This window comes from Algibacter pectinivorans (genome assembly GCF_900112595.1).
In the GTDB taxonomy this organism is placed as follows: Bacteria; Bacteroidota; Bacteroidia; order Flavobacteriales; family Flavobacteriaceae; genus Algibacter_B; species Algibacter_B pectinivorans.
In genome coordinates this window covers 14,078-39,889 of record NZ_FOMI01000007.1, presented here as the reverse complement: position 1 = coordinate 39,889, position 25,812 = coordinate 14,078, and the positions used below count along the sequence as shown (strand labels likewise).

Below are 25,812 nucleotides of genomic sequence, written 5' to 3'. Positions count from 1 at the left end.
AGCAAAAAAAGGATGCCGCTACAATCCCTAACGCAAAGGCAAGGTCCCAATCAACATAAAATAAAATAGAATATGCCAGGATTTGAATTATTTGGAGATTTAGAAAGAAAACAAGTAAACGATGTATTAGATAACGGCGTACTTATGCGCTACGGTTTCGATGGTATGCGTAATGGCCACTGGAAAGCAAAAGAGCTAGAAACCCAACTTCAAAACACATTTCAGTCCAAACACGTACAATTAGTATCATCGGGTACAGCTGCCGTATCGGTAGCCTTAGCATCGGCAGGAGTAGGAGCGGGACACGAGGTAATCATGCCAACCTTTACCTTTGTAGCCAGTTTCGAGGCTATAATGATGCTTGGAGCAATACCTGTTTTGGTCGATATAGACGATACCTTAGGATTAAACCCAGAAGCCGTAGAGCAAGCCATAACACCAAATACAAAAGCCATCATGGTGGTACAAATGTGTGGTAGTATGGCAAATATGGATGCATTGCAAGCCATTGCAAAAAAACATAATATATTATTAATCGAAGATGCATGTCAAGCCATTGGCGGCACCTATAAAGGCAAGCCACTAGGAAGTATTGGCGATTTAGGCTGTTTCTCATTCGATTTTGTAAAAACCATAACCTGTGGCGAAGGCGGAGCCGTAATAACCAACAACAAGGACTATTACTTAAATGCCGACCATTACAGCGATCATGGTCACGATCATGTAGGAAACGATAGAGGAGCCGAAACACACCCTTTTTTAGGCTATAACTTTCGTATTTCAGAGCTTCATGCAGCAGTAGGATTAGCCCAAGTAAAACGTTTACCAGAATTTTTAGAACTTCAAAAAAAGAATTTCAATATATTAAGAGATGCTTTATCTCAAATTCCAGAAGTTACTTTTAGAACCGTACCAGAAGGCGGCGTAGAAAGTTGTGCCTTCTTAAGCTTTTTCTTACCAGATCTAGAAACCACCAGAAAAGTTATTCAAGCTTTTAAGACAGAAGGTGTCGATGTATGTTGGAATTATTACGACAATAACTGGCATTACATTCGCGAATGGAACCATTTAAAAGACTTAAAATCGCTATTTCCAATCTCTAAAGAGGTTAAACAAGGTTTAAGCTACCTTAAAACAAAAACCTTCGCAAAATCAGATCATTATATTGGCAGAAACATATCTTGTTTAATAAAATTGTCATGGACCGAGGTAGAGGTTAAGGAGCGTGCTTCTAAAATGGTAAAAGCAATAAAAGAAAATATTTAGTGCTTTATAAATTAGTTTTAAAATAAAGTTATCTATAAATACTTTAAGCCTTAAAACTTGTAAAAATCCTATTAAAACTTTAATCACTAAAGTTTTTAATAGGATTTTTTTATGCTTGTAAGTGTGTTAAATACTTAATAAAAAATACAAGCCAATTAACTAGATTAAAATAAACTGTATCCAATTAGCATTTTAATACATCACATTATTTCCCTTAAATGCAAATTCAAAAAATTTTAAAAATGGTCTTGGGTTATTTGTTTAACTAAATAAAAACCTCTTGAGTTTCTTGTTATCAATAGCCTGTTACATTTGTGGTATCAATTGTTACATATGTGATATTCCTTAATTCCAGTTAGGTTTACATTTGAAAAAATTAATAGCGTAACACTTTGCCTAAATTAAAAGTGCTAAATAAAATTTAGACTTTACTAGGTAATAACCATTCTCTCCCAAAGCAAATAGTTTTCCAAATACTAAACATTTAGAAAAGGTATTTACAATTAAAATTAACAGCTATAAAATAACGCTATGAAACATCATTACACATTTTTTGTATTGGCATTTATATTGGGTTCTCTAAACAGTAATGCGCAAACCGAATTTAGAAAAGACTCAACGCATATTTACTCATGGTTTAATGGCGATTGGCTGCACCAAACCCGAGAACTTTATGCGTATGACTACGAGGGTAATAAAGAAACAAATCTATTGCGGTTACATGCCAGTGGCAATAATTGGGTTAATTATTATCAGCGTAATAAGAATTATGATGCATCAAATAATATTACAGAAAGTATACAACAAAATTGGAGAGCTGGAGCTTGGGTCGATGCATCAAGAGATACCTATGTTTACGATGGTATGGGCAATGAAATTCGTTTCCAGTATACCATAAAAATTGATGGAATATGGACTGTTTTTAGAAGAGAAATTAGCACTTACAACGGCAATACACTAAGCTCTAAAACCTTTGAGAATAGAAATGGTGGTAATGATTTGGTGCCAGAAAAAAGATTCTTATACGATTACGGACTTACTTTTTACACCCTTCAAGAGGAGATAGAACAAATCTATTATCCCGATGTTGATGTTTGGCAAAGTGTAGGGAAAATAAAGTATACCTACACAGACTTTAATGAAATTGAAAAGATAGAGAACATTGGTTTCAATCAACAAGACGGTGCTTTCAATGATTTTGCAACGTTGCAAACAATTTTTAACTACAATGCTTTACAACAATTGGAAAATCAAGTTTATCAAATTCATATAAATGAAAGTTATAGAAATCAAGAACGATATCTTTTCGTTTACGACTTAGGAAACCAAACAGAATTCATAAGGCAAGAATGGGATAATACTAATAGCATATGGAAAAATGCATCTAGAATATTACGCACTTTCGATGCTAATAATAATGAAAAATCATTAATATACCAATCTTGGAAAAGCGAAACCGATTCCTGGCAAGGTTTCACACGTATAGATACTTTTTGGAGCGCATCTAGAGCTTTTGATATTACACTTACTACCAATAAACCCAAAGAAACCGAGCCTACTATATCAGTATATCCAAATCCAGCTTCAAATTTTATAACTATTAATAGTACTTCGCCAGTAAATTATGTAACGTTTTTTAATCTTCAAGGAAAACGACTGTTTTTAAGCAAAAACCAAACAAAAATTGATGTAAGCCAATTAGAGTCAGGTTTGTATTTGGCTAAAATAGAATATGGTAGTAAAACAATTATAAAAAAGGTAATTATTAATTAAAAAATAGAAAAAATTATGTTTACGATTAAGCTAAAAATCAAAACCATTGTAAAAGGATTAATCATGCTATGTTTTGTAGCAATTACTCAATTAGTAAGTGCCCAACAAGGCTTTAACTATAAAGCCATTTTAAAAGATGCTAATGACAATGTGCTAAGCAATACTTACATGACGGTACAATTTAGCATTCATCAAAACACAACATCGGGTGCTGTGGTATATCAAGAAGACCATAATTACACCACCGATGCTAACGGACTAGTAATACTAAACATAGGTACAGACACCACTCCAAGTATAGGAGACTTTAGCACTATTGAATGGGGTAAATACCCTCACTTTTTACAAACAAGCATTACTTATAGCGGTGGCACTATTAATTTTGATGCCACCGAGTTTATGGCAGTGCCTTATGCTAAACATGCTCAAATTGCAGAAAGAATTATTACACTTCCTGAACCTTATATTTTAGGAAGAAGTTCAATAAGCTCTAATGCAAGATTTCAATATAATGGAAAACATGGATGGCAGGCTGCACAAAAAATGTGTGAAGCAACCTATCCTGGAGATCCTAATGTACGTGCTTTTACTTTAGAGCAAATAACCCAAGCCATAGTTTTAGGAAACTATGATGAAGCTAATTTAAGTAGTATTGATCAAGTACGATTTTGGGCAATTACACCAATTACCTACAATGTAAATAATACCTATTTTCCAAGTGCTCATGAAAATAATGCTCAAGGGCTCAATATTAACGCTGGAGATAGTGGTCGAGGAACAATAGGAGAAATACGTATCGAAGATTCAACTTTTATAGAAAACGGGAGTAATCCTTTTAAAACGTATTTAAAAGTGTTTAATGGGATTGGTCCAAATTTTAATTATCCATGTATGTGTGGTACATATAAATAATTTCGGTTTTGAATTTATATAGATATTACTGCGAAAATCTTAATTTAAGTTAGTTATAAATTTAATGGTATAAAAACTTTAATCTAAACCCATGAAAGTATACAAAGTCATTTTACTACTCTCCATACTTGTTTTGTCTTGTAAAAATGAAACAAAAACAACGGTTGAAAATAAAACGCCAGAGGCAGAGGTCGTTAAAAAAGAAACGCCGCGTGAAACCATTAAAAAACAGCAAGGGACATTTCTCTGTAACATAAACGGTGAAGCTTGGAGTTATACCAAAGCCTCGGGTATTGTAAGCCGGCATAAAAAAACGCAAAAGCGCACAGCTATTATTACGTTTACAAAACAATTAGAAAAAGGTAAGGAAAGTGTGCAGCTTTTTTATGATGGCGATACCAATTTATTAGAAGAAGCTACAGCCATTCTTAAAACACCAAAAAAAGGTGGCGGAACTATGAGCGCCATGTATCAACTTAAAGTAAAAGGAGGCAAGCGTGTTTCAGAAAGTAAAATTAGCGGCACCTTAGATTTATCGAACCTAAATGCTTCAGGAACTGCGGAGGTATCACACATGAAAATTCGTTTTGAAGAAGATAAATTAGCAGATGAAGCCATGGGAACACTGTCCTTTACACCAATTAGTTTTAGTGGTGTAGGTTACTCAGATGCAGAAAAACTATTTCAAACTAAATAATTTCAAACGATTTAATTATGAAAACAAAAATGACGTTACTCATCATGTTTTTAACAACCATGACTTTTGCTCAAAAAGGTATTAATTATAAGGCTATTATAACAGACGGAAGTGGTAATTTAATAGCCAACACACAAATAGAGGTGCAGTTTAATATATTAAAAAGTGCTGCGCAAACCAATGTGTATTCTGAAATTCACGAACCAACTACCGATGATAAAGGCATTATAGTTATCAATATTGGAGAAGGAACATTAAATACTGGAAGCCCAGATTTTACAAGTATAGAGTGGGGCATAGATACTCATTTTCTAAATGTTTTAATTGATAAAGGAGATGGTTTAGTTGATATGGGAACCACTGAGTTTAAGGCTGTGCCTTATGCTTTAAATGTTGCTAAAAAGCAGCATGTACTAAGTGTTCCAGCAGCAGTGTTTTACCCCAATAATGAGGTGTGTTCTTTTTTTAATTCAATAGGTCCGGGTGGAGCAGAAATAACTAATACCAATGGGGCTACATCAGTATGCGTATTACAGGCTCCAGTACAATTACCTCATGGCGCACATATAGATGCTTTTACTGTGTATTACATTGATAATTCGGAGGCTCAACTTGCAATACAATTAATTAAAGAAAGTTTTGAACCTGGTTTTGCTTTAGTTTCAGATATTATTGAAACGACTGGAAATTCGACTGATATTATCGAAGAAACGACAGCACTCAATCATGTTGTAGATAACAATAATGGCGGGTATTTTGTTCGAGTATATTGTAGAAATTGGGACGCTTTTGGGGCAAAGAAAATTAAAGGTGTAAAAATTGTATACACGTATTAATAATTAAAAACAGACTAAAAAAATAAAAATCATGAAAACAAAAGTTATAATATTAAGTCTATTAATTTCCTATTTGGGAAATTCTCAAGCCATAGACAAATTTAGTATAGATTCTGGAGGAGGATTAGCAAGTGCTGATGGCATCCAAATGGTTTACACAATTGGTGAAGTTAATGTGCAAGAATTGCGTGTTAATAGTATGCTTCTTTCCGAAGGTTTTATTAATGGTGATATGGAGCAAATTGCTTTATCTTCAAATAATTTAGAGTTTGAATCGGATTTTAAAATATACCCTAACCCTGCATCAGATATTATCAATATAAAATCCTCGCACCCAATCGATACTGTGTATATATATAATTTACTTGGAAAAAAAGTGCTCTCTGTTAATAATACAAATAGGGTAGTGGTAAATGGTTTACCTGTAGGTATCTATTTGATAAATATACATTATAACAGTTCGATGATAACAGAAAAAATTATTATAAAGTAGTATAAATCTGAATGTAAAATAGAATAAAAATTAAAAGTAGTCTTAAATAAATTTAAAATAATCAGTAGTATGAAAACAAAAACAATCAACATCAAATTAAGAAGTTTAACTATAATTTTTCTCGCATTACTAGCGTTTAATTGCAGTGATGATGAAGATGAGAAAGTAACTACCGTTGAGGTTTGGAAAGTAACTTCTATATCTACAGAAAATGTTTATGATTTTAACAAAGACGGAACAGAGTCGAATGATTTGTTTTCGGAATTGGATTGTACATTTAATCAAACCCTGACATTTGAAAGTGATAATACTGGGCTTTTTTCAGCGGCAAACACTTTAGCAATTTATCTTGGAGCAGATGGAAATACGGTTGAAGCTGCTTGCTTTCAAATAGAAAGTTTTAATGCAGATCTCATATGGTCAGAAACAGAAAGTACTAGAACATATGTAATAAATGGAGAAAGTATTCAGGGAACTATTTCAGGTTCTCAACTAATTTTTAATTCTGAAATACCCGTCTTTACAGATGACTCCGGAGCTTCTATTGAATATTACGAAGGTATTAGATTTGTTTATGATTTACAATAAGTTGAAAAAAAGTAAAAGGAGCACAAAGTATTTAACTTTATGCTCCTTTTTATTTTAAGTCTAACTTAAAACCTTATAGGGTCTAGTAATTAACATAATCCACAATCTCCAAACCATAACCTATTAAACCAACACGTTTTGTTTGTTTGGTGTTCGAGATTAATTTAAGTTTATGTATGTTTAAGTCGTGCAGTATTTGGGCACCAATACCAAAATCTCTATTGTCCATATTAATTTTTGGAGCTCTAGCTACTTCATTTGGTGTTTGATGTTCCTTTAAAAAAGATAATCGACTCAATATATTCATCGATTGAATTTCTTGATTAATAAACAGTATAGCGCCTTTACCAGCATCATTAATAACCTTAAACATGTCATCCAACTGCTGGTCGGCATTATTGGTTAAGGTTCCTAAAATATCATTATTAAATAAGGTAGAGTTAATTCTAGTAAGCACCTCTTCATTATCCTTCCATTGGCCTTTTGTTAAAGCTATGTGAACTTGACTATTTGTGGTCTGCTTGTATGCTCTTAATCTAAAACTTCCAAAGCGAGTTTCAATTTGAAAATCTTCTTTTTTATCAATTAAAGAATCATGTTGCATTCTATAGGCTACTAAATCTTCAATAGAAACAATTTTTAAATCTAGTTTTTTAGCAACTTTAAACAGTTCTGGTAAACGAGCCATAGAACCATCTTCATTCATAATTTCAACAATTACACCTGCAGGATTTAAACCCGCTAATCTAGCAAAATCTATTGCTGCTTCGGTATGTCCTGTACGTCTTAATACACCACCTTCTTTAGCTACTAAAGGGAAAATATGTCCTGGTCTAGCCAACTCGAAAGGCTTAGTGTCTTCGTTAGTTAAGGCCTGTACAGTTTTTGCACGATCGCTAGCCGAAATACCTGTGGTAACACCATGTCCTCTTAAATCTACCGATACTGTAAAAGCCGTTTCCATAGGGTCGGTATTGTTACGAACCATCATACCTAATTCCAGCTCTTTACACCTGTTTTCGGTTAAAGGCGCACAAATAAGACCTCTACCATGAGTGGCCATAAAGTTTATCATTTCTGGCGTTACCTTATCGGCAGCAGCCAAAAAATCACCTTCATTTTCACGATTTTCATCATCGACAACAATAATAACTTTGCCGTTTCTTATGTCGTCTATAGCTTCGTGTATAGTATTTAGCTTAAACTCTTTTTTTACTTTTTGTGTCATAGTAGTAACCCTCATAATGCAAAGATATGGCTTATTTTAAAGACTCTAATAAATTAGTCTTTAAGTCGGTTTTCATTTTTTCTCTTAATAATACATGTATTATTAAGTATAAAGGCAAACAAAGTATTAAGAGAAGGATACTAGGTTTATTTTCTTTTTTGTGAATTCTATTATAAAATTGATAGCTATTAATTATCGATTTAATATAATATACCACAAACAATGCCAACGAAATAATACTAAGTTGTATAGAAGCTGTTGCCAATGGCATTAATTTATTGTTTTTAAATACAAAGAACAGGATTAGTAAGGCAACTCCAATAATGTAAAGCACTAAAGCGAATTTAGAATGTTCTTTATAATTTGTGCTTGTAGCTTCGGTAGTGTCGTAACTTTCATCGATAGCTAGATTATTGGCTCTTAAATCTGCAGTGTTTAAACCTCTAGAGTTTAACAAGTCTAGGGCTTTAAGTTTTACAGTTTCATCCTGATTTAAATTATTAGAACTAGTAATGGTGCTAACGAGCTGGTCATTATTGTAGTTTTGCAAGAATTTAAAATCTACAGCATCTTTCTCTTTAATTTTAAGTAGTTTTTTTAGGGGTTCGCTAATACTTCCAAAATCAACTAAACTTTTGTCGGCCGTTGCTCTTTTAGTTAAATAAACACCTAGAGGGAACATAAGTAAAGTGGAAAACCAAGGTGCTAAAATGGGATTAAAGTCTCCAGATTTAGCACTGTTAATAGCGAAAATTCCTATAAAATGATAGGTTAAAAATAGCAGTATAGCAATAACTAAAGGTAAGCCAATACCTCCTTTTCTAATTAGAGCACCTAAAGGAGCTCCGACAAAAAATAAAATAACGCAGGCAAAACCTAAAGCAAATTTTTCGTGAAGCGAAATAACGTGTCTGTTAAGCCATGCTTTAGATACTTTCATTGAGGCATCTCTAGTGTTAATAAATTGTTTGGAGCTAATTAGGTATCTAGATGCCACATCTACCAATTGTATTTTTTGTTCTGTGTCAAATAAATCTAGTACTGGACCAATATAGTTTGTAGAATCCTTGCTCAATTTTCTAGTTGGCATTTTATGAGTAATCCCTGTTTTTATTATCAGGTTTTTTGAAAATGCTTCGTATTCCTCTTTATATTTTGTTACTAAAGAATCTATGGTTTTATTTAAACCGTTAACATTTAACATGTTGTATTTGTCGGTTTGCGATTGTTCATTAAAATCGACATCATTCATATTAGATAAATCGATATTTATAATTTTGGTCTCAAACTTACTTTTAATAAATGGTTTTTTATTTTTATCGACTCTCTTTTTTGGAGTTACATCTTGGTACAAATAACCGTCTTTTAAAATAAGTTTTAAAACATTAGAGTCTTCTTTACTGGCAAGTTCACCTGTTTTTGCTGTAATTACAGTTGTATTCGATCTGCCATCATTTCCTTTAAGATGTATGGTGACATCTTCTAAATATTGATTTCTATCGCCACTTTTCTTTTCTACTTTTATGTTATACGGTGTAGACTCTATGGTATTAAATTGACCTTCTGCAATAGCCATAGAAGGTTTAAGTTTGGCAATGTTTTTTCTTAGGTTGTAAGAGTTAAGCTCTGCCCAAGGAATAACGTTATTTGAAAAGAAAAAGGTTACAATACCCAAGCCTACAATAAATATACTTAATCCAGACATGGCTCGTTGGAGTGAAATTCCTGTAGATTTCATAGCTGCAAACTCGTAGTTTTCTGCAAAATTACCAAACACCATAATGGACGCTAAAAGGATGGTAAGCGGTAAAACTAAAGGGATAAGTTTTGGCATAAAATAAGCCAAAAACTTAAAAATGATTATAATATCTAAATCTTTACCGGCTAGCTCTTTTATGTAAAGCCAAATGGTTTGCAAAACAAAAATCAGCATGAGTATGATAAACACGCTGAAAAAAGTTTTAAGATATGTGGTTATTATGTAGCGATCTAGAATTTTCACTCGTTTGGCCTAATCTAATTTATTAATGTAATAATCTTGATATTTATTAGCATCAAAGGTAAATAAGGTTTTTGATAATGGCTCATTAGTTTTAAAAGAATTAACAGTAAGTGTTGTTTTTGTTCCGTTATCGCCAATTTGTATGAGGTTATAGATGTGTTTTGTTTGTGCATCAATACCTAAAAGAATGCTCTTAATTTCGGAGTTAGAGTCGATTGGTAAAAGCTTAACGTATTGTATTTTTCTGCCGTTTATATTTTGAACGATATCTAAAGTATACGTATAACCATCTTCATAAAAAGATAGCATCTTGCTTGGTGTAATAGCATCATTTTCCTCATCGATGTTTGATGTTATGGTTACTTCTTCATCTTCAGTACTAATGCTATACATGCTTTTACCATCAAACAGTCTTGTAATACCCAGTATGTTTAATCGGTATTTTTCACCTTGCATAATTACATCGCCTTTGGTTTCTTGTTTTATGTTTTCTGAAATATTTTCTAAGGTGTATTTAAAATCTAAAGCAATATTATCATAGCTTTTTACTTTTTCTGAAACTTCATTTAATAATGTTTTAGCCTTGTTTTGAGCAAAGGTGTTTAATGAAAGTGTAATAAATAATACAGTTAATAATTTCTTCATTGAAAATTTTAATTTTTTAATTCCGCGTATGCGAAAAGGAACTTAATTATATTTCGTTTTCTAAATGTTGGTCTAATGCAATTAAATCGGTTATTAATACCTGTCTTGCCTTACTACCCTCAAAAGGACCTACTATTCCTGCTGCTTCTAACTGGTCTATAATTCTACCTGCTCTATTGTAACCTAATTTTAATTTACGTTGTAATAACGAGGCCGAACCTTGTTGTGCGGTTACAATAACTACAGCAGCATCTTTAAATAGTTTGTCTCTGTCTGATATATCTATATCAAGACTTGTGCCACTTTCTTCGCCAACATACTCTGGCAGTAAATAAGCATCTGGATAGGCTTTTTGCGCACCAATAAAGTCTACTATTTTTTCAACTTCTGGGGTGTCCACAAAGGCACATTGTATCCTTATCATGTCGTTTCCTTGTGTATAAAGCATATCTCCACGACCAATAAGTTGGTCGGCTCCTCCAGCATCCAAAATAGTTCGCGAATCGATTTTACTAGATACTCTAAAGGCAATACGCGCAGGGAAATTCGCTTTAATAATACCCGTAATTACATTAACCGAAGGACGTTGTGTTGCTATAATTAAGTGAATACCAATGGCACGCGCTAATTGGGCTAAACGGGCAACTGGTGTTTCTACTTCTTTACCAGCGGTCATAATTAAATCGGCAAACTCATCAACCACCAATACAATGTATGGTAGGTATTGGTGCCCATCGTTAGGGTTTAGTTTTCTTGCTTTAAACTTAGCATTGTACTCTGCTATGTTTCTACAAAGTGCGTTTTTTAGCATTTCGTAACGGTTATCCATCTCTATACATAAGGAGTTTAGCGTATGGATAACTTTAGTATTATCTGTAATAATAGCATCGGCTTCGTCTGGAAGTTTTGCTAAATAATGACGTTCAATTTTATTAAAGAGTGTAAGCTCTACTTTTTTAGGGTCGACTAAAACAAACTTAACTTCGGCAGGATGTTTTTTATAAAGTAACGAGGTTAAAACGGCATTTAAACCTACCGATTTACCTTGACCCGTAGCACCAGCCATAAGCAAGTGAGGCATTTTAGCTAAATCGACTACAAAAGTTTCGTTACTAATGGTTTTACCTAAAGCAATTGGTAAGTGCATTTCTGAGGCTTGAAATTTCTTTGAAGCAATAACAGAACGCATAGAAACGATAGTCGAATTTTTGTTTGGCACCTCAATACCAATAGTCCCTTTTCCAGGAATTGGAGCAATAATACGAATTCCTAATGCCGAAAGGGACAGGGCAATATCATCTTCTAAATTTTTAATTTTAGAAATACGAATTCCCGCTTCGGGTACAATTTCATATAATGTAACTGTTGGTCCTATGGTTGCTTTAATACTAGAAATACCAATTTTATAATTGTTTAGCGTATCAACAATTTTGTTTTTGTTTTCCTCAAGCTCTTCTTGATTAATGGTAATCCCTTCGGTATCGTACTTTTTTAATAAATCTAGCGGTGGGTATTGGTATTTTGATAACTCTAAAGTTGGGTCGAACTGCCCAAAGTCTTCAACAAGCTTGTTAGCTAAATTATCATTTTCAGAACCTTCTTCAACAACCTCTTCAACCTTAATTTCTAGGGCTTCCGGTTCTTCTTCAATTTCGGGTTCTGGTAGTTTTACTTCTAAAGGCGCCGTTTCTATTTTTGGTTTAGTAACCACAGGTTTAGGTTCGGTAACTAAAGGTTTAGGTTCTTGTTTTTTGGTTTCTAAAGCTAATTCGTGCGCTGTTTTTATAGCTTCGGCTTCATCAGATAAACTATTGTCAAACGGCACAACAACATCGTCTTTCATGTCTTGAAGCTCATCTTTAATATCTTTTTTGGCCGATTTAAATAGATTTGTAATACTCTCGAAAGTTACTTTAAATCGAATGGCTAAATAGGTAATTAACCCAAATAAAAGTAGTAGTGCAGTACCAATTTTACCAATATAGTCTTGTAGGAAGCTATTAATTTCAAAACCAACTACACCACCTAAAATATCGTTTTTATTACCAAAGAATCCAAAAAGAATAGACAACCAAATAATTATAAGCATACCCCAAAACCAGTGTCTTCTTAGTTTGGTAGTTGCAATATTCATTAAAACATAAACACCCGATAAAAATATTAATCCAGAAAATATAAACGACGCTACTCCAAAACCGCGTTGTATAAAAAAGTCGCTTAACCAAGCACCAGATTTACTTAACCAGTTTTGTGTTTTTACTTCTCTAGAGGTAAAATCGGATAGTGCACTTTGGTCTATTTCTCCTGTAAATAAAAAGGATACAAAAGCTATAAAAAGCAATAGCCCTACAATTACAAGAAAACTCCCTAAAACCAACTTTTGTTGACTAGACAATTTAAAACTAGGTGCTTTTAATTTTTTTCTAGGTTCTTTTTTTGTCTTTGGTTTGCTTTTAGCCATTAATGGTGTGCGATTTCAAAAATTTGGATTGCATTTTATAACTGAACAAAAATACAAATTACTAACGTTAACGAAACTTTATTTTTAAAAATTGCTAAGCAAGGCCTGTAATTTTTTTTAAACGTGCGTTAAGAAGACAAAGAGCACTTTTAAATTGCCCTTAAAATATTTTAGGAATGTATATAATAAGTCCAATAATGCTAGAAAAAACAGAGGCTATAAAAACAGCCCCTGCAGCAATATCTTTTATTAAACCAATTTTGTTATGTCGTTCTGGATGAATAAAATTTGCAATTTCTTCAATAGCAGTATTTACACCTTCAACACTCATAACCAAACCTATGGCTAATACTTGAACAATCCATTCTGTTGATGAAATGTTGTAATAAAATCCAAAAATAGTAACTATTATAGCAATTACGAACTGGATTTTTATACTCGCCTCGGTTTTTAAAAGTAGGATAGCACCTTTAAATGCATAGCCTACGCTTTTTAATCGGTTTACTAAAAATGATTCTTTTTTAGGCATCTTGTAGCGCTTCTAGGGCAGCTTTGTAATTTGGTTCGTCTACAATTTCTCCAACCTGCTCCGTGTATTTTACAGTACCGTTTTCATCAAGTACAACGACGCAGCGCGAATGTAAACCTTCTAAAGGGCCATCAACAATATTTAAACCGTAGGCTTTACCAAAGCTGCCATCTTTAAAGTCAGATAAGTTTATAACATTATCTAAACCTTCGGCACCACAAAAACGACCTTGAGCAAAAGGTAAATCGCGAGAAATACATAATACTTTAGTGTTTTCTAGTTCGCTTGCTTCCTTGTTAAATGTTCTAACCGATTGTGCACAAGTACCTGTATCAATACTAGGAAAAATGTTTAAAACCAATTTGCTGCCTTTATAATTTGTTAAACTATGTACGGCTAAATCGGTTGTAGTTAGTAAAAAATCGGGTGCTTTTGCTCCAACTTCTGGTAAATTACTTGATGTGTTTATTGGGTTTCCTTTTAAGGTTACTGTTGCCATGATTATTTGTTTTTTTATTAGTGTCGTAAAATTAAGAATAAATAGATGTTTAAACTATTTGTTTTATAATTTTTTAATCCTCTAAAAATGTGCGTGTTTCTTGCTTTTAAATCGGTTTTTAACGAAATGCAATCGTTAAGGTACTGTTAAAATCATTACTATTTAAAAACCGCATAGTACTAAACCTCGTTAGTGTAACTGTAAATAAATAATAATCAAATTTTAAAACAAAAGTAATATTATGAAAACCTCAAAATTATTTAAATCTACAGTATTAGCCGTAGTTATTTTTACTTCAATATCAGGATTCGCTCAAGAAAAAATGATGAAGAAAGATAAAATGATGAAAGAACAAACCGTAATGGTTGGTGGTGCAGAAATGTATCCGAGTAAAAATATAATAGAAAATGCAGTTAACTCTAAAGACCATACTACTTTGGTTGCAGCAGTAAAGGCAGCCGATTTAGTAGAAACCTTATCTAGCGAAGGGCCGTTTACCGTATTTGCTCCAACAAATGCAGCTTTTGCAAAATTACCAGAAGGCACTGTTGAAACTTTAGTAAAACCAGAAAATAAAGCCATGTTACAAGGTATATTAACTTACCATGTTGTTGCCGGAAAATGGAATGCTAAAGCTGTTTTAGAACTAATTAAAAAAGGAAATGGTAAAGCAGTAATTAAAACTGTAAGTGGCGGTACCATTACGGCTTGGTTAAAAAACAAAGATGTTTATATAACCGATGAAAACGGCAATTCTGCTATGGTTACTATAGCAAATGTTAATCAATCTAATGGTGTTATTCATGTTATTGATTCGGTATTATTACCAAAATCTTAATTTATAAGGGATTTATTAAGATTGTGTAAAAACTGCTTCGTTTTTTGAAGCAGTTTTTTTTGTTCTCTACATTAAGTTTACCTAAATTTAGGGGGTAATTAAATCTTAAAACCATAAATATTTGTTATGTTAAAATAAAAACAATCAATTTTATTTATGATTTTTTAAAGGATTTAATAGTTAACATTGTAGTATAAATTAATATAAATATAAATATGGATCATAATAATACAGGAGATATTGATAAATGTCCTTTTATGCAAGGAGCGATTACTACAACCGAAAAAACGGTAACAGATTGGTGGCCAAATAGTTTGAATTTAGATATTCTACATCAGCACGATACTAAAACAAATATCTTAGGAAAAGATTTTAATTATCAAGAAGCCTTAAAAAGCTTAGATGTTGAAGGGCTTAAAAAAGATCTTCATGATTTTATGACCGATAGTCAAGATTGGTGGCCAGCAGATTGGGGACATTATGGAGGCTTAATGATTAGAATGGCGTGGCATTCTGCAGGGTCATACAGATTAGCCGACGGGCGTGGTGGCGGAGGCACAGGTAACATTCGTTTTGCACCGCTTAACTCTTGGCCAGATAACGTAAGTTTAGATAAAGCCAAACGTTTGCTTTGGCCAATTAAAAAGAAATACGGCAATAGTGTAAGTTGGGCAGATTTAATTATCCTAGCAGGAACTATTGCTTACGAGAGTATGGGCTTAAAAACCTACGGCTTTGCTTTTGGTCGTGAAGATATTTGGAGCCCAGAAAAAGATGTGTATTGGGGTGCAGAAAAAGAGTGGTTAGCGCCTAGTGATGAGCGTTATACCAATGTAGATGCTCCAGATACCATGGAAAATCCTCTAGCAGCCGTACAAATGGGACTAATTTATGTAAACCCAGAAGGCGTAAATGGTAAGCAAGACCCATTAAAAACGGCTTTACAGATACGAGAAACCTTTAAGCGTATGGCCATGAACGATGAAGAAACTGTTGCCTTAACAGCCGGTGGACATACCGTAGGTAAAACACACGGTAATGGCGATGCTAGTATTTTAGGTCCGGAGCCAGAAGCTGCAGGTGTTGAAGCACAAGGTTTAGGATGGGCAAATCCAACCAAAACAGGTAAAGGCAGATATACTGTAACAAGTGGTTTAGAAGGTGCTTGGACAACGCATCCAACAAAATGGGATAATGGCTTTTTCGAAATGTTATTTAACCACGAGTGGGAATCTAGAAAAAGTCCTGCGGGAGCCGATCAATGGGAGCCAGTTAGTATTAAAGAAGAAGATAAACCGGTAGATGTTGAAGATTTAACCACAAGATTAAACCCAATGATGACCGATGCAGATATGGCCATGAAAATGGACCCTATTTACAGAGAAATTTCATTAAAGTTTATGAATGATTTTGAGTACTTTTCAGATACTTTTGCTCGTGCTTGGTTTAAATTAACACATCGTGATATGGGACCTAGAGACCGTTGGTTTGGTCCAGATGTACCTCAAGAAGAATTAATTTGGCAAGATCCAATTCCAAAAGGTAATTATAAGTATGATGTTGAGGCCGTAAAAGCTAAAATTGCAGCAACAGATTTAAGCATTTCAGAATTAGTTACTGCGGCTTGGGATAGTGCAAGAACATTTAGAGGCAGTGATTTAAGAGGTGGTGCCAATGGAGCGCGTATCCGTTTAGAGCCTCAAAAAAACTGGGAAGGTAATGAGCCAGCAAAACTACAAAAGGTATTAGCTGTTTTAGAACCTATTGCAGCCGAATTTGGAATTAGTGTTGCCGATACTATTGTTCTAGCCGGTAATGTAGGTGTTGAGCGTGCCATTAGAAATGCAGGCATGAGCATGACTGTGCCTTTTGCTCCAGGTAGAGGAGATGCTACGCAAGAGATGACCGATGTAGATTCTTTTGAATCTATGGAACCGTTGGTAGATGGTTACAGAAATTACCAACAAAAACAATATACAGTTAGTCCAGAAGAAATTATGTTAGATCGTACACAACTATTAGGTTTAACGGCTGCCGAAATGACTGTTTTAGTTGGAGGTATGCGTGTTATGGGAGCCAATTATGGTGGTACAAAACACGGTGTGTTTACAGAGCAAGTAGGCGCATTAACAAATGATTTCTTTGTGAACCTTACCGATATGATTTATGAGTGGAAGCCATTGGATAATGGTATTTACGAAATTAAAAACCGTAATACAGGTGCTGTAAAATATACAGCAACACGCCTAGATTTAGTATTTGGTTCTAATGCCATTTTACGAGCTTATGCCGAAGTATATGCGCAAGATGATAACAAAGAACGGTTTGTTAAAGATTTTGTAGCCGCTTGGACTAAAGTGATGAATGCAGATCGTTTCGATATTAAATAACAATAACTTACATAACAGAAAAGAGGAATGGATTTAAAAATTCATTCCTTTTTTATTGCATTGAAATAAAAATAATCCCGTTTTGCATTTTAATGTTATGCTTTAAAAAACGAGTAGGCGCTATAACTTAAATACGAGTTTTACTGGTTCTCGATACAATTTTTTAATAAAAAAACCACTCGAACTGACACAGCGTAACTAATTAACATAAATAGAAAAACAGGTATAATACAATTAAAAACATGGAAAACATAGATAGTCTTTTTGAGAGTATAAAAAACAGACAAACCAGCGTTTTAAAGGCCTTGTTGGATACTAACCCTAAATTAGCAGAAGCCAAGGACGAACGTGGGTTTACACCATTAATTCTGGCAACTTACTTTGATAACGAAGCGGCAACCAAATTATTAATAGCGCATAATGCACCCATAAATGCCAAAGACGCCTCGGGTAATACGGCTTTAATTGGAGTAAGTTTTAAAGGCAATATAGGATTTGCTAATTATTTAATTGAACATGGCGCGGATGTAAATGAAGTAAATATTAACGGAACTACAGCGTTGTCGTTTGCGACGCAATACAATAAAATTGAAAGCGTAAAATTACTGTTAGAGCATCAGGCAGATAAAACGATTAAGGATTTTCAAGGAAAATCAGCTTTAGATTATGCTCAAGAAAAAGGGTTCAAAGAACTAATTTTACTTTTAAAATAGGGGGATATAGGTTTTAGAGTATTGACTTGGAGTTTTATTTTTTAAGGCAATACCTTTAAAAGAGGCCGATTTTTTTTTAATGTAGACTAAGGTTATCTAGAAGCTAGAATAGTGTTAGAGGGCAGTTTTGTTATTTATTGGTATAAAGTTGTAAGACGTAAAATTTGCTTTAATAGGTTAGTAAAAGAGTAGTTTTTAATACCAGTCACTCCATAATACTTTCGTTTAGAAATAAGAATAAGGGTAAATGAATAGTTGTGGTTTGCTAGATATACTATGTTAGGCCGCCTAAAATGTATTTATGCTTTTTTACTAGTGGTACTAGTCGCATTTTTAAGACTCTAGTTTTAAATTACCTGTAAAAGTGTTTATAATAGTTAAAATTTAATAAACTTTATTTTTTATTAACAAGTGCTATTTTAAAAGTAAAAAACTTGAGGCTTGCCTCAAGTTTTTTGTGACTTACAGAGTTATTAATATGCTATCTTAAGTTTTAAATATAAAAACTGATTTGATAATGCATGGGTAATAACTAAACTCCAAGTTCTTTGCGTATAATGTTTGCCCCAGCGCTTAAAGCGCTTAACTTACCTCTTGCTAAGTTTCGTGGTAAAGGAGCCATACCACAATTTGTACTAGGATAAAGGTTTTGGATTTCTACAAATTCAAGAGCTTTACGAAGGGTGTTTGCTACTTCATCAGGAGTTTCGATTCTGTTATTTGCGACATCAATTGCTCCTACCATTATTTTTTTACCGCGAATTAGTTCCATTAAATTAAAAGGTACACGCGAGTTATGGCACTCTAATGACACCATATTTATATTAGAGTTTTGAATTTTTGGAAAAATTTCTTCATATTGGCGCCACTCTGATCCTAGTGTTTTTTTCCAATCATTATTTGCTTTTATTCCATAACCGTAGCAAATATGTATCGCAGTTTCACAGTTTAAACCATCTATAGCTCTTTCTAATGTTGCCATACCCCAATCGTTTACCTCGTTAAAAAAAACGTTAAAAGCTGGTTCATCAAATTGGATAATGTCTACCCCTGCATCTTGAAGTGCTTTTGCTTCTTCGTTGAGAACTTTGGCAAATTCCCATGCTAGTTTTTCTCGACTTTTATAATAGTTATCGTATAAAGTGTCGACCATCGTCATTGGTCCTGGTAATGCCCATTTTATAGGTTTATTGGTTTGTTTGCGTAAAAATTTGGCGTCATCAACAAAAATTGATTTTTGGCGCGTAATTTCGCCTATCACCATTGGGACACTTGCATCATATCGGTTACGAATTCTTACCGTTTTACGGTTTTTAAAGTCTACACCATTTAAATGTTCGATAAAAGTTGTAACAAAGTGTTGCCGTGTTTGCTCGCCATCACTTATTATATCAACCCCAGCCAATTGTTGTTCGTGTAAACAAAGGCGCAAGGCATCTTGTTTTCCTTCAATAAGTTGATCACCTTCTAATTTCCAAGGAGACCATAATTTTTGAGGTGTGGAAAGCCAAGTGGGTTTTGGTAAACTTCCAACAGTCGAGATTGGTAGTAATTTTTTCATGTCAAGATAATTTTAATTTGTAGTTTTTATTAAAGAGTGAAATTAGTACACCATTGTTGTAAGGTACTTTTGTAAGGTTTAATAAAATGTTTTTCTGCAAATTTACCTTGTTCTATTCCCAGTTGGGTTCGTTCTTCTCTGTCGTATATTATTTTGGTTATTGAATGGTCCTGATTTTTTAAACTAGGTTTGTAATATTGTCCAGCTATGGAATTGGCATTATAAATTTCTGGTCTATAAATTTTTTGGAATGTTTCCATTGTACTAATGGTACTAATTAATTCAAGATTTGTATAATCGGTTAGTAAATCGCCAAAGAAATAAAATGCTAATGGAGCAACACTATTTAGTGGCATAAAATAACGAACCTGTAACCCCATTTTTTTAAAGTATTGCACTGTTAAAGAGGATTTGTTGGGTTGGTATTCAAAGCCCAATATCGTGTGATAGTTTCCTGTACGATAATACGTCTTGTTGTGGGATATGCTTAAGCATATAACAGGAGGTTTGTTGAAGTGTTTTTTGTAAATATTCGAGCTTACAAAAGATTTAAAAAGTGTACCATGTAAATCACCAAAATTACCTGGAGTGCTAAAGTTGTCTTTCCCTTTGTTATGTTCTAAAAGCAGCACGTTAAAATCATAATCTCGTACGTATGAGGAAAAATTATTTCCAACAATGCCTTCAATTTGTTTATCTGCTTCATGGTCTATAATATGCGTTTTTAAAACTTCTATTAACGGAAATGTTGTACCACTACCATCGACTTCTAAGTCCACGGAAATAATTTCTAATTTAACCGAATATCTAGTGTTGTTGGGATTATCCCAATTTGCTAATGTGTTGAATCGATTATTTATCATGTTAATTGTATTACGTACGTTTTCTTGACGACCTTTTCCTCTTGCTAAGTTGGCAAAGTTGGTTGTGATACGTGTGCTTGTTGACGGTATGTATTGCTCATCGAAATACGTGCTTTTTATTTTGAATTTTATATTGTTCATGATGGAGGCTTGAGTGTTTTTCATATCGTTCTTTTCTATTATTTTGAAGGTTTTTAGATGACTGTTTTTATTTTTTTATTTGGATTTTATTACTTGCAAATATTACAATAATAGATGTATTAATTATTTTTTGTTATAAAATAAGAGTAATTATCTTTATGCTAGGTATTTGTAGATAAAATGTCTTTTATTTGTGCTTATTTAATTAGTAAAAAGAAAATTTGACTATGCAGAATTTAGATCCAATTGATTTAAGGTTACTAGAGCTACTTCAGCAAAACGGAAAATTAACCACAAAAGAAATTGCAATAAAGGTGAATCTGTCTTCAACTCCTGTTTATGAAAGAATCAAACGTTTGGAAAAGACTGGAGTAATCAAAAAATATGTAGCATTGGTGGAAGCTGAAAAAGTAGGAAAGGGACTTATTGTTTTTTGTGACATTACGCTAAAGGAGCATACTAAAGAAATAGGTCATCAATTTGTGCAAGAGATTATGTTTTCTAAATATGTATGTGAATGCTATAATATTTCGGGAGATTATGATTTTAGATTAAAAGTGATGGTTAGAGATATGAAACATTATCAAGATTTTGTTCTTAATGAGTTAGGTTCAATTAAAAACGTTGGTAGTGCGCATAGTACATTTGTTATGGGGGTTATAAAACATGACTATAGTGTTCCCTTATAAATTATGTAGCTTTTAGTCGGGAGGGGCAAAATGTTTGCTAACGGAATTTGTATAATGGAAATGATGTTGTTTAGTTTTAACTTAACAATTAATTACTCATTTAACCAAAAAATATTTAGGATTTATAGAAAAGTAGTCCAGAATAAGCAATTATTTATAGCCTTTACTGGGTGTTTGTTTTTTATTGCCCTATCATTATATCGTATTCTTTTGGTATTTCTACTCCATCAAATCTATTTGTCAATCCGTATAGTATAATAAGAGTAGATATTATTCCTATTATTAGAATGCCATAAGATTGCTTAATGGGTTCTATTCCAAGTACTCTACTTTTTATTTTTTTTGAATGAACAGCCGATATATGTCCGAAAAAAGAAATTATTGCAAGACTGTAATATGGAATAAAAAACAAATTTAATGGAAATACATTTAGTCCTGCAACACCAAAATAAAAGTTAGTATCTAGATTAAGAATTAATCTGCCAGATAAAACTGCTCCTAAATGAATTAAGAAGAAAAATGCAAGGTAAAGTCCAGTCCAAATCTGTAATCTTTCAAAAAAACCTGATAAAGTTTTCCTTTTTTGTATAAATAATTTTATTCCCGAAATAATTTGAATTACAATCGCGAAAAGTAATATAATTTCGGCAATTACATTTCTATAAATAATTCTTAGGATATGCATTAATTCAATATGAGCATTTGAACCAAAAAGGCTGTAAAAATGATTAAATAAGTGTAATCCAACAAAAATTGAAGTTATAATTGCAGCGTAATAATGTATTCGTTTCATTTTTTTTTTTTTACAAAAATCAACTTAATAACTAAGTTGTCATTTGATTTATATCAAGTTCGGTTTTTTAAATTCCTTATTCTGCTTAGTGTTTCGAGGGTAATTCCAATATAAGAAGCGATATGTGTTAGTGGTACTCTTTGAGTAATATCTGGTCGAATGGATAATATATTGGCGTATTTCTGTTCTGCTTTATGGAATTGCATGGACGAAATTCTTTCATGTTGTTGTAGCATTGTTTTTGTAACTACTATTTTACTTAAACGTTCAAAATCATGAAAATCATCAGATAATTTTTCTATATCTTTTCTTGATATCTCCAAAAGTACCGTGTTTTCTAGTAATTCTATAAAATGTGGACTTGGAATATTGAGAAAAAAGCTATTTATAGAGCTAATAAAATCATTTTCAAAAGCAAACCAGTCTGAAATATCTTTTCCATCTTTCAAATAGTAAGCCCTTGCACAGCCATTAAAAATAAAAAATGTTTTATCAGAATATTGTCCTTGACGTACAAGTGTTTCTCCTTTTGGTAGAACTAAAACTTTAGATTTGTTTGCTAGTTTTTGTTGACATTCAAAAGTTAATTTTGAATATGTTTCACTAATTCGATTTATAATTTCTTCTTTATTTACTCTCATTTCGTATTGACTCGCAATGCTATCTGTTACGGGTGTTTGGGTGGTTTGGTACTTAAATTAACAAGTGAACAGTATACTAAAAATATGTACAAAAGTAGGTGAAAATAATTATTCACTTACAGCTAGTACTATAAGTATTTTTTCTAGTTCCTTAGTGGTTGAGTATAATTTACAATATCAATTCCAACTCCATTTGGGTTTGCAATAGCAAAATGTCTTCCCCCCCCAAGGTTCATCTCTTTTATCCACCTTTATTTCAACTCCCTTATTTTTTATTTCTTTATATAATTTATCGACATTGTCAACTTTAATAGTTAGGTATATTCCTTCTCCTTGAAAAGGTTTATGAAAAAAAGGATGTTGCGATGGATGATTTGGTAAAAGAAAACTTAATATATCTTTTTGGTTAGGTGTTTTTAGTAAAATATAAAATTCGTTTTCGAATTTGATTTTACACCTTAAGTTTTCCTTATAAAACGACTTTGTTTCTGAGAGTTTTGTAGTTAATATTCCAGCATTTAATCTTATAACTTTTTTAATTGTTTTTGTGTTTCTGTTGTGGGTAAAAGTCTGGAATCTGCTAATCCTGCCATTCTATGCCCTACATTATTTAAATAAGCTTTACTTTGTGAAAACGTCATGAACTTTTCAATTGACTGGTGTTCCAATAATAAAACTGCATCCCATTTTTCAAAATCTGGTCCTATTAAAAAATTTGTGCTTTTACCATAATAAATTATTTTACACCCAATATTTTTCAATTCGGGTAGTGTATTTTCTATATACAAGTTATAGGCTTCTTCTCCCGAAATTTCCGATTTAGGTTTTAGTTCTTCTATATTTGTATAATCTGCTATATCGTTAAATTTTAATAAGTTTAACATTACAATTTTTCCTTTATTGAGGTAATCCAGATAAAATTTTTTTCCAGATTCGGGGCTTGCCTCCAAATATTTTTTCATAATTGTTAATGTTTATAAAGATTACACAGAGTTTTGTATATGTTTTTTTACTTGCTTTAAGCAATGAATTTAATAAATAAAATACAGACTAATAAAAATTGTGTTGTATTGAAATTGGTTGACCTTTTCTTGCTTTTCTGTTTGTTAAAAACAATTATTTTAAATGGTTATTAGAGATAAATTTACATTTTTTTCTTTTAAAATATCAAATTACAGATTTTGCAATGTTTGTAAAACAAACGAACTTTTGGTTTGGCAGTTGCTAGCTATGTTTTATATAAGTGTCTAGTCCTGAAAATATGGTTACAGATTTATAACCAAATTGTTCTGTAACTACTTCTAGGTAGGAGTCTAACACTAAAGCACCTAAATCCTTTTTAATTAGGAGTTGTTTTGGCTGCTTAATTTTCTTTTGAACTGCTTAAACTTAAATACACGTGGTATTTCGTCTATTGTTTCCACTTTTATTCTGGTGTTCATTAAGTCTTTACGATTATATTTTTTAGTCCACTCATTAACCGTTGTAGACGCAATAGAGTAGAGTTTACAAAGTTCGCTCTTTGTGTGTTTACCTTTACTAAGTTCATCAAGAATTTTTAGTTTAAAAGGTTCTGAATACCGTCTAATTACTTTGTTGTTTTTGTATATAATGTTTAAAATTATGTAGTCTTTATTCAGGACGGGTCACAATGAATGGCAACGTGTTTGTGTATGAAAAGTTGCGTTTTTGTATGCGAGGATTTTCCGCAGGAAAATCAGACGTTACAAAAAAGCAACTGACTTTATTTAAGCACTAATTTAGCATTTTTTTATGCACGTTGTTACCCAACGTTTTTTATTTCTATTTTATAAGTCAAAACCTCTTTTCCAGTATCACAATTCAATTCCAAGGTTTTATCTTTTGTTTCTACAATTTTCCAGTTTACAGAAGGAATATTTTTTTCCAAAACTTGTACTTCACGATTGTCAATTCCGATAAAAATCAGATTTGTATTTGGCTTTTCAGTCGAATTCCATTGTTGAAGTAAAATTCCATTAGAATAAGTAAAGAACCAATCTCCAAACAACTTGTTCTCTAAAAATTTAATTTTAGGTTCACTTTTCAAATTCAGATATGCTGGTCCAAATCGGATTTCACTAACATATTTTTGATAGATATTTATTCCGCTAAAGTTTGTCAAAATATTCCATCGCTCAATATCAGGTGATAGGGTTTCTAATTCCAATTCAGTTTCGGGTTTAGAAAAGAGTCTTTGAAAAAAAGCAAATATTCCAACAAACACCATTATTATAATTCCAACAATCAAAATTACTGGAAAAAGAATAATTACTAAAACATTCATTATCCCATTCAAAATTCGGTTGCCTTCTATGGGCTTTTTTATTTTGTCAATAAATTGAATGTTAATCTGTTGTAGCATTTTTGGTAAATGTTGGGTAACGGTCTCGTATAAACGTCAGTTACGGGTTAAGTTAGCGATTATTTTCGGTTTGACACAGGCTTTAGCAATTCCGAGTGGATTCGGACGTAGTCGAATCCGCCGTAATTGCGGTTATACATTGTTGCCAACCGTTTTTTATTTCCTAAACGTATTAATTTTATCCAATAGCTTACTTTGTTTGTATTTATTATGACCTATTCTATCATAATTTTCAAAGTCCGAATTGGGATTTTTATGTCCATTAAAATTCTGGATAGTTTCAAATTCATTTTCTAAAGAAGCTATACTTGCCTTAATGAAGATTGAAAATTGTTCAATAAAATCAGATGTATTTTTAAAATATATTAATTCATTATCAGCAATTAATAAATACTTTTCAATATCTGTTTCTAAATCCCTTATCACGTAAATTTTTTGAAGTTCAATTCCGCAACCTTTAATTTGTGCTTTGAAATTCAATCCAGTTATTTGAGATATTTTCGAATAAATACTTTCATTAAATTCCAAAATCATAAGTTAATCGCATTTTTTGCTTTTTTAATTTCGTTTAACTCGTCCTTTTCTTCTTGTTTTTTTTCGTCCAATAATTCAGATGCTAAAGCTAGAAGTTGGTCTAATTCTAAATCGAGTCCGCCAAACTTAATTTCGTTATTCAAGTTTGCTAGTTTATTCAAATGATATTTAGCAATGATACCTTTTCGTGCTTCTTTGATATATTCAATATTGTTCATTCCGTGATGTTTTGTCAAATGGTTTACAACGGTCTCGTATAATGATAGTGCGGAGTTTGTGTGCGGCGATTTTCCGAAGGAAAATCAGAAGCAAGCAAACAAGCACAGGCTTATAAATT

The 25,812-nt window shown here is 32.5% G+C and carries 27 protein-coding genes; 11 read left to right on the top strand and 16 right to left on the bottom strand.

Features of this window, described 5'->3' with window-relative positions; translation table 11 throughout:
- The first annotated feature begins 72 nt into the window (after positions 1 to 72).
- The 7 genes from BMY96_RS11100 (at position 73) to BMY96_RS11070 (ending at position 6,565) form a co-directional block, all read left to right on the top strand.
- Positions 73 to 1,266, top strand: coding sequence for a DegT/DnrJ/EryC1/StrS family aminotransferase (locus BMY96_RS11100; protein ID WP_092852148.1), 1,194 nt, complete (start codon positions 73 to 75; stop codon positions 1,264 to 1,266).
- 531 nt (positions 1,267 to 1,797) lie between these two features.
- Positions 1,798 to 3,039, top strand: a complete 1,242-nt coding sequence (locus tag BMY96_RS11095; RefSeq protein WP_092852146.1) for a T9SS type A sorting domain-containing protein — start codon at positions 1,798 to 1,800, stop codon at positions 3,037 to 3,039.
- A 15-nt stretch (positions 3,040 to 3,054) separates the two neighbouring features.
- Positions 3,055 to 3,951, top strand: a complete 897-nt coding sequence (locus tag BMY96_RS11090) for a DUF8740 domain-containing protein (RefSeq protein WP_092852144.1) — start codon at positions 3,055 to 3,057, stop codon at positions 3,949 to 3,951.
- A gap of 91 nt (positions 3,952 to 4,042) precedes the next feature.
- Positions 4,043 to 4,648 carry a hypothetical protein gene (locus tag BMY96_RS11085; protein WP_139205248.1) on the top strand — a complete coding sequence of 202 codons (606 nt, stop codon included), beginning with the start codon at positions 4,043 to 4,045 and terminating at the stop codon, positions 4,646 to 4,648.
- Positions 4,649 to 4,665: 17 nt separating this feature from the next.
- Positions 4,666 to 5,484 (top strand): hypothetical protein, encoded by an 819-nt coding sequence (locus BMY96_RS11080; protein WP_139205247.1) that lies wholly within the window; start codon positions 4,666 to 4,668, stop codon positions 5,482 to 5,484.
- 31 nt (positions 5,485 to 5,515) lie between these two features.
- Complete coding sequence (locus BMY96_RS11075; protein WP_092852138.1) at positions 5,516 to 5,977, top strand: T9SS type A sorting domain-containing protein; 462 nt, start codon at positions 5,516 to 5,518, stop codon at positions 5,975 to 5,977.
- 69 nt (positions 5,978 to 6,046) lie between these two features.
- A complete protein-coding gene (locus BMY96_RS11070) occupies positions 6,047 to 6,565 on the top strand; it encodes a hypothetical protein (protein WP_092852136.1) in 519 nt (172 codons plus the stop codon).
- Positions 6,566 to 6,647: 82 nt separating this feature from the next.
- Here BMY96_RS11070 and ribB read toward each other — a convergent pair whose 3' ends face one another.
- The 6 genes from ribB to tpx form a co-directional block, all read right to left on the bottom strand.
- The gene (gene ribB, locus BMY96_RS11065; RefSeq protein WP_245750615.1) at positions 6,648 to 7,793 is read right to left on the bottom strand and encodes a 3,4-dihydroxy-2-butanone-4-phosphate synthase; all 1,146 of its coding nucleotides are present in this window, start codon (positions 7,791 to 7,793) and stop codon (positions 6,648 to 6,650) included.
- Between the two features lie 31 nt (positions 7,794 to 7,824).
- Positions 7,825 to 9,726, bottom strand: coding sequence for an LptF/LptG family permease (locus tag BMY96_RS11060; RefSeq protein ID WP_432416257.1), 1,902 nt, complete (start codon positions 9,724 to 9,726; stop codon positions 7,825 to 7,827).
- Positions 9,727 to 9,804: 78 nt separating this feature from the next.
- A complete protein-coding gene (gene lolA1, locus BMY96_RS11055) occupies positions 9,805 to 10,440 on the bottom strand; it encodes an outer membrane lipoprotein periplasmic chaperone LolA1 (RefSeq protein ID WP_092852130.1) in 636 nt (211 codons plus the stop codon).
- A gap of 46 nt (positions 10,441 to 10,486) precedes the next feature.
- A complete protein-coding gene (locus BMY96_RS11050) occupies positions 10,487 to 12,901 on the bottom strand; it encodes a DNA translocase FtsK (protein ID WP_092852128.1) in 2,415 nt (804 codons plus the stop codon).
- Between the two features lie 160 nt (positions 12,902 to 13,061).
- Positions 13,062 to 13,430, bottom strand: coding sequence for a diacylglycerol kinase (locus BMY96_RS11045; RefSeq protein WP_092852126.1), 369 nt, complete (start codon positions 13,428 to 13,430; stop codon positions 13,062 to 13,064).
- Positions 13,423 to 13,929 carry a thiol peroxidase gene (gene tpx / locus BMY96_RS11040; RefSeq protein WP_092852124.1) on the bottom strand — a complete coding sequence of 169 codons (507 nt, stop codon included), beginning with the start codon at positions 13,927 to 13,929 and terminating at the stop codon, positions 13,423 to 13,425. Before tpx ends, BMY96_RS11045 begins: the two co-directional genes overlap by 8 nt.
- Positions 13,930 to 14,170: 241 nt before the next feature.
- Between tpx and BMY96_RS11035 the strand changes: the two genes are divergently transcribed.
- The 3 genes from BMY96_RS11035 (at position 14,171) to BMY96_RS11025 (ending at position 17,870) form a co-directional block, all read left to right on the top strand.
- Complete coding sequence (locus tag BMY96_RS11035; protein ID WP_092852122.1) at positions 14,171 to 14,767, top strand: fasciclin domain-containing protein; 597 nt, start codon at positions 14,171 to 14,173, stop codon at positions 14,765 to 14,767.
- A gap of 215 nt (positions 14,768 to 14,982) precedes the next feature.
- Entirely contained in the window at positions 14,983 to 17,157 is a 2,175-nt protein-coding gene (gene katG, locus BMY96_RS11030; RefSeq protein WP_092852120.1) for a catalase/peroxidase HPI, read from the top strand.
- Positions 17,158 to 17,399: 242 nt separating this feature from the next.
- Positions 17,400 to 17,870, top strand: a complete 471-nt coding sequence (locus tag BMY96_RS11025) for an ankyrin repeat domain-containing protein (RefSeq protein ID WP_092852118.1) — start codon at positions 17,400 to 17,402, stop codon at positions 17,868 to 17,870.
- Positions 17,871 to 18,402: 532 nt separating this feature from the next.
- On the opposite strand, the gene BMY96_RS11020 is transcribed toward BMY96_RS11025, so the two are convergent.
- Positions 18,403 to 19,431 carry a methionine synthase gene (locus BMY96_RS11020; RefSeq protein WP_092852116.1) on the bottom strand — a complete coding sequence of 343 codons (1,029 nt, stop codon included), beginning with the start codon at positions 19,429 to 19,431 and terminating at the stop codon, positions 18,403 to 18,405.
- Positions 19,432 to 19,460: 29 nt separating this feature from the next.
- Positions 19,461 to 20,459, bottom strand: coding sequence for a DUF1852 domain-containing protein (locus BMY96_RS11015; protein WP_217639595.1), 999 nt, complete (start codon positions 20,457 to 20,459; stop codon positions 19,461 to 19,463).
- A 203-nt stretch (positions 20,460 to 20,662) separates the two neighbouring features.
- Here BMY96_RS11015 and BMY96_RS11010 point away from each other — a divergent pair, with 203 nt between their 5' ends.
- A complete protein-coding gene (locus tag BMY96_RS11010; RefSeq protein ID WP_092852112.1) occupies positions 20,663 to 21,124 on the top strand; it encodes an Lrp/AsnC family transcriptional regulator in 462 nt (153 codons plus the stop codon).
- A 181-nt stretch (positions 21,125 to 21,305) separates the two neighbouring features.
- On the opposite strand, the gene BMY96_RS11005 is transcribed toward BMY96_RS11010, so the two are convergent.
- From BMY96_RS11005 to BMY96_RS10970, 8 genes are all read right to left on the bottom strand, one after another.
- Complete coding sequence (locus BMY96_RS11005; RefSeq protein WP_092852110.1) at positions 21,306 to 21,917, bottom strand: succinate dehydrogenase/fumarate reductase transmembrane subunit; 612 nt, start codon at positions 21,915 to 21,917, stop codon at positions 21,306 to 21,308.
- 53 nt (positions 21,918 to 21,970) lie between these two features.
- The gene (locus BMY96_RS11000) at positions 21,971 to 22,558 is read right to left on the bottom strand and encodes a Crp/Fnr family transcriptional regulator (RefSeq protein WP_092852108.1); all 588 of its coding nucleotides are present in this window, start codon (positions 22,556 to 22,558) and stop codon (positions 21,971 to 21,973) included.
- 177 nt (positions 22,559 to 22,735) lie between these two features.
- Positions 22,736 to 23,008 carry a VOC family protein gene (locus BMY96_RS10995; RefSeq protein WP_432416259.1) on the bottom strand — a complete coding sequence of 91 codons (273 nt, stop codon included), beginning with the start codon at positions 23,006 to 23,008 and terminating at the stop codon, positions 22,736 to 22,738.
- Positions 23,009 to 23,082: 74 nt separating this feature from the next.
- Positions 23,083 to 23,520: a DUF1330 domain-containing protein gene (locus BMY96_RS10990; protein WP_092852106.1), complete on the bottom strand. Its 438-nt coding sequence runs from the start codon at positions 23,518 to 23,520 to the stop codon at positions 23,083 to 23,085.
- A 381-nt stretch (positions 23,521 to 23,901) separates the two neighbouring features.
- Complete coding sequence (locus BMY96_RS16245) at positions 23,902 to 24,114, bottom strand: hypothetical protein (protein WP_489884285.1); 213 nt, start codon at positions 24,112 to 24,114, stop codon at positions 23,902 to 23,904.
- A gap of 227 nt (positions 24,115 to 24,341) precedes the next feature.
- Entirely contained in the window at positions 24,342 to 24,941 is a 600-nt protein-coding gene (locus BMY96_RS10980; protein WP_092852104.1) for a hypothetical protein, read from the bottom strand.
- 156 nt (positions 24,942 to 25,097) lie between these two features.
- Positions 25,098 to 25,469, bottom strand: a complete 372-nt coding sequence (locus BMY96_RS10975; protein WP_139205246.1) for a hypothetical protein — start codon at positions 25,467 to 25,469, stop codon at positions 25,098 to 25,100.
- A gap of 2 nt (positions 25,470 to 25,471) precedes the next feature.
- Positions 25,472 to 25,693, bottom strand: coding sequence for a hypothetical protein (locus BMY96_RS10970; RefSeq protein WP_092852100.1), 222 nt, complete (start codon positions 25,691 to 25,693; stop codon positions 25,472 to 25,474).
- Positions 25,694 to 25,812: the final 119 nt, after the last annotated feature.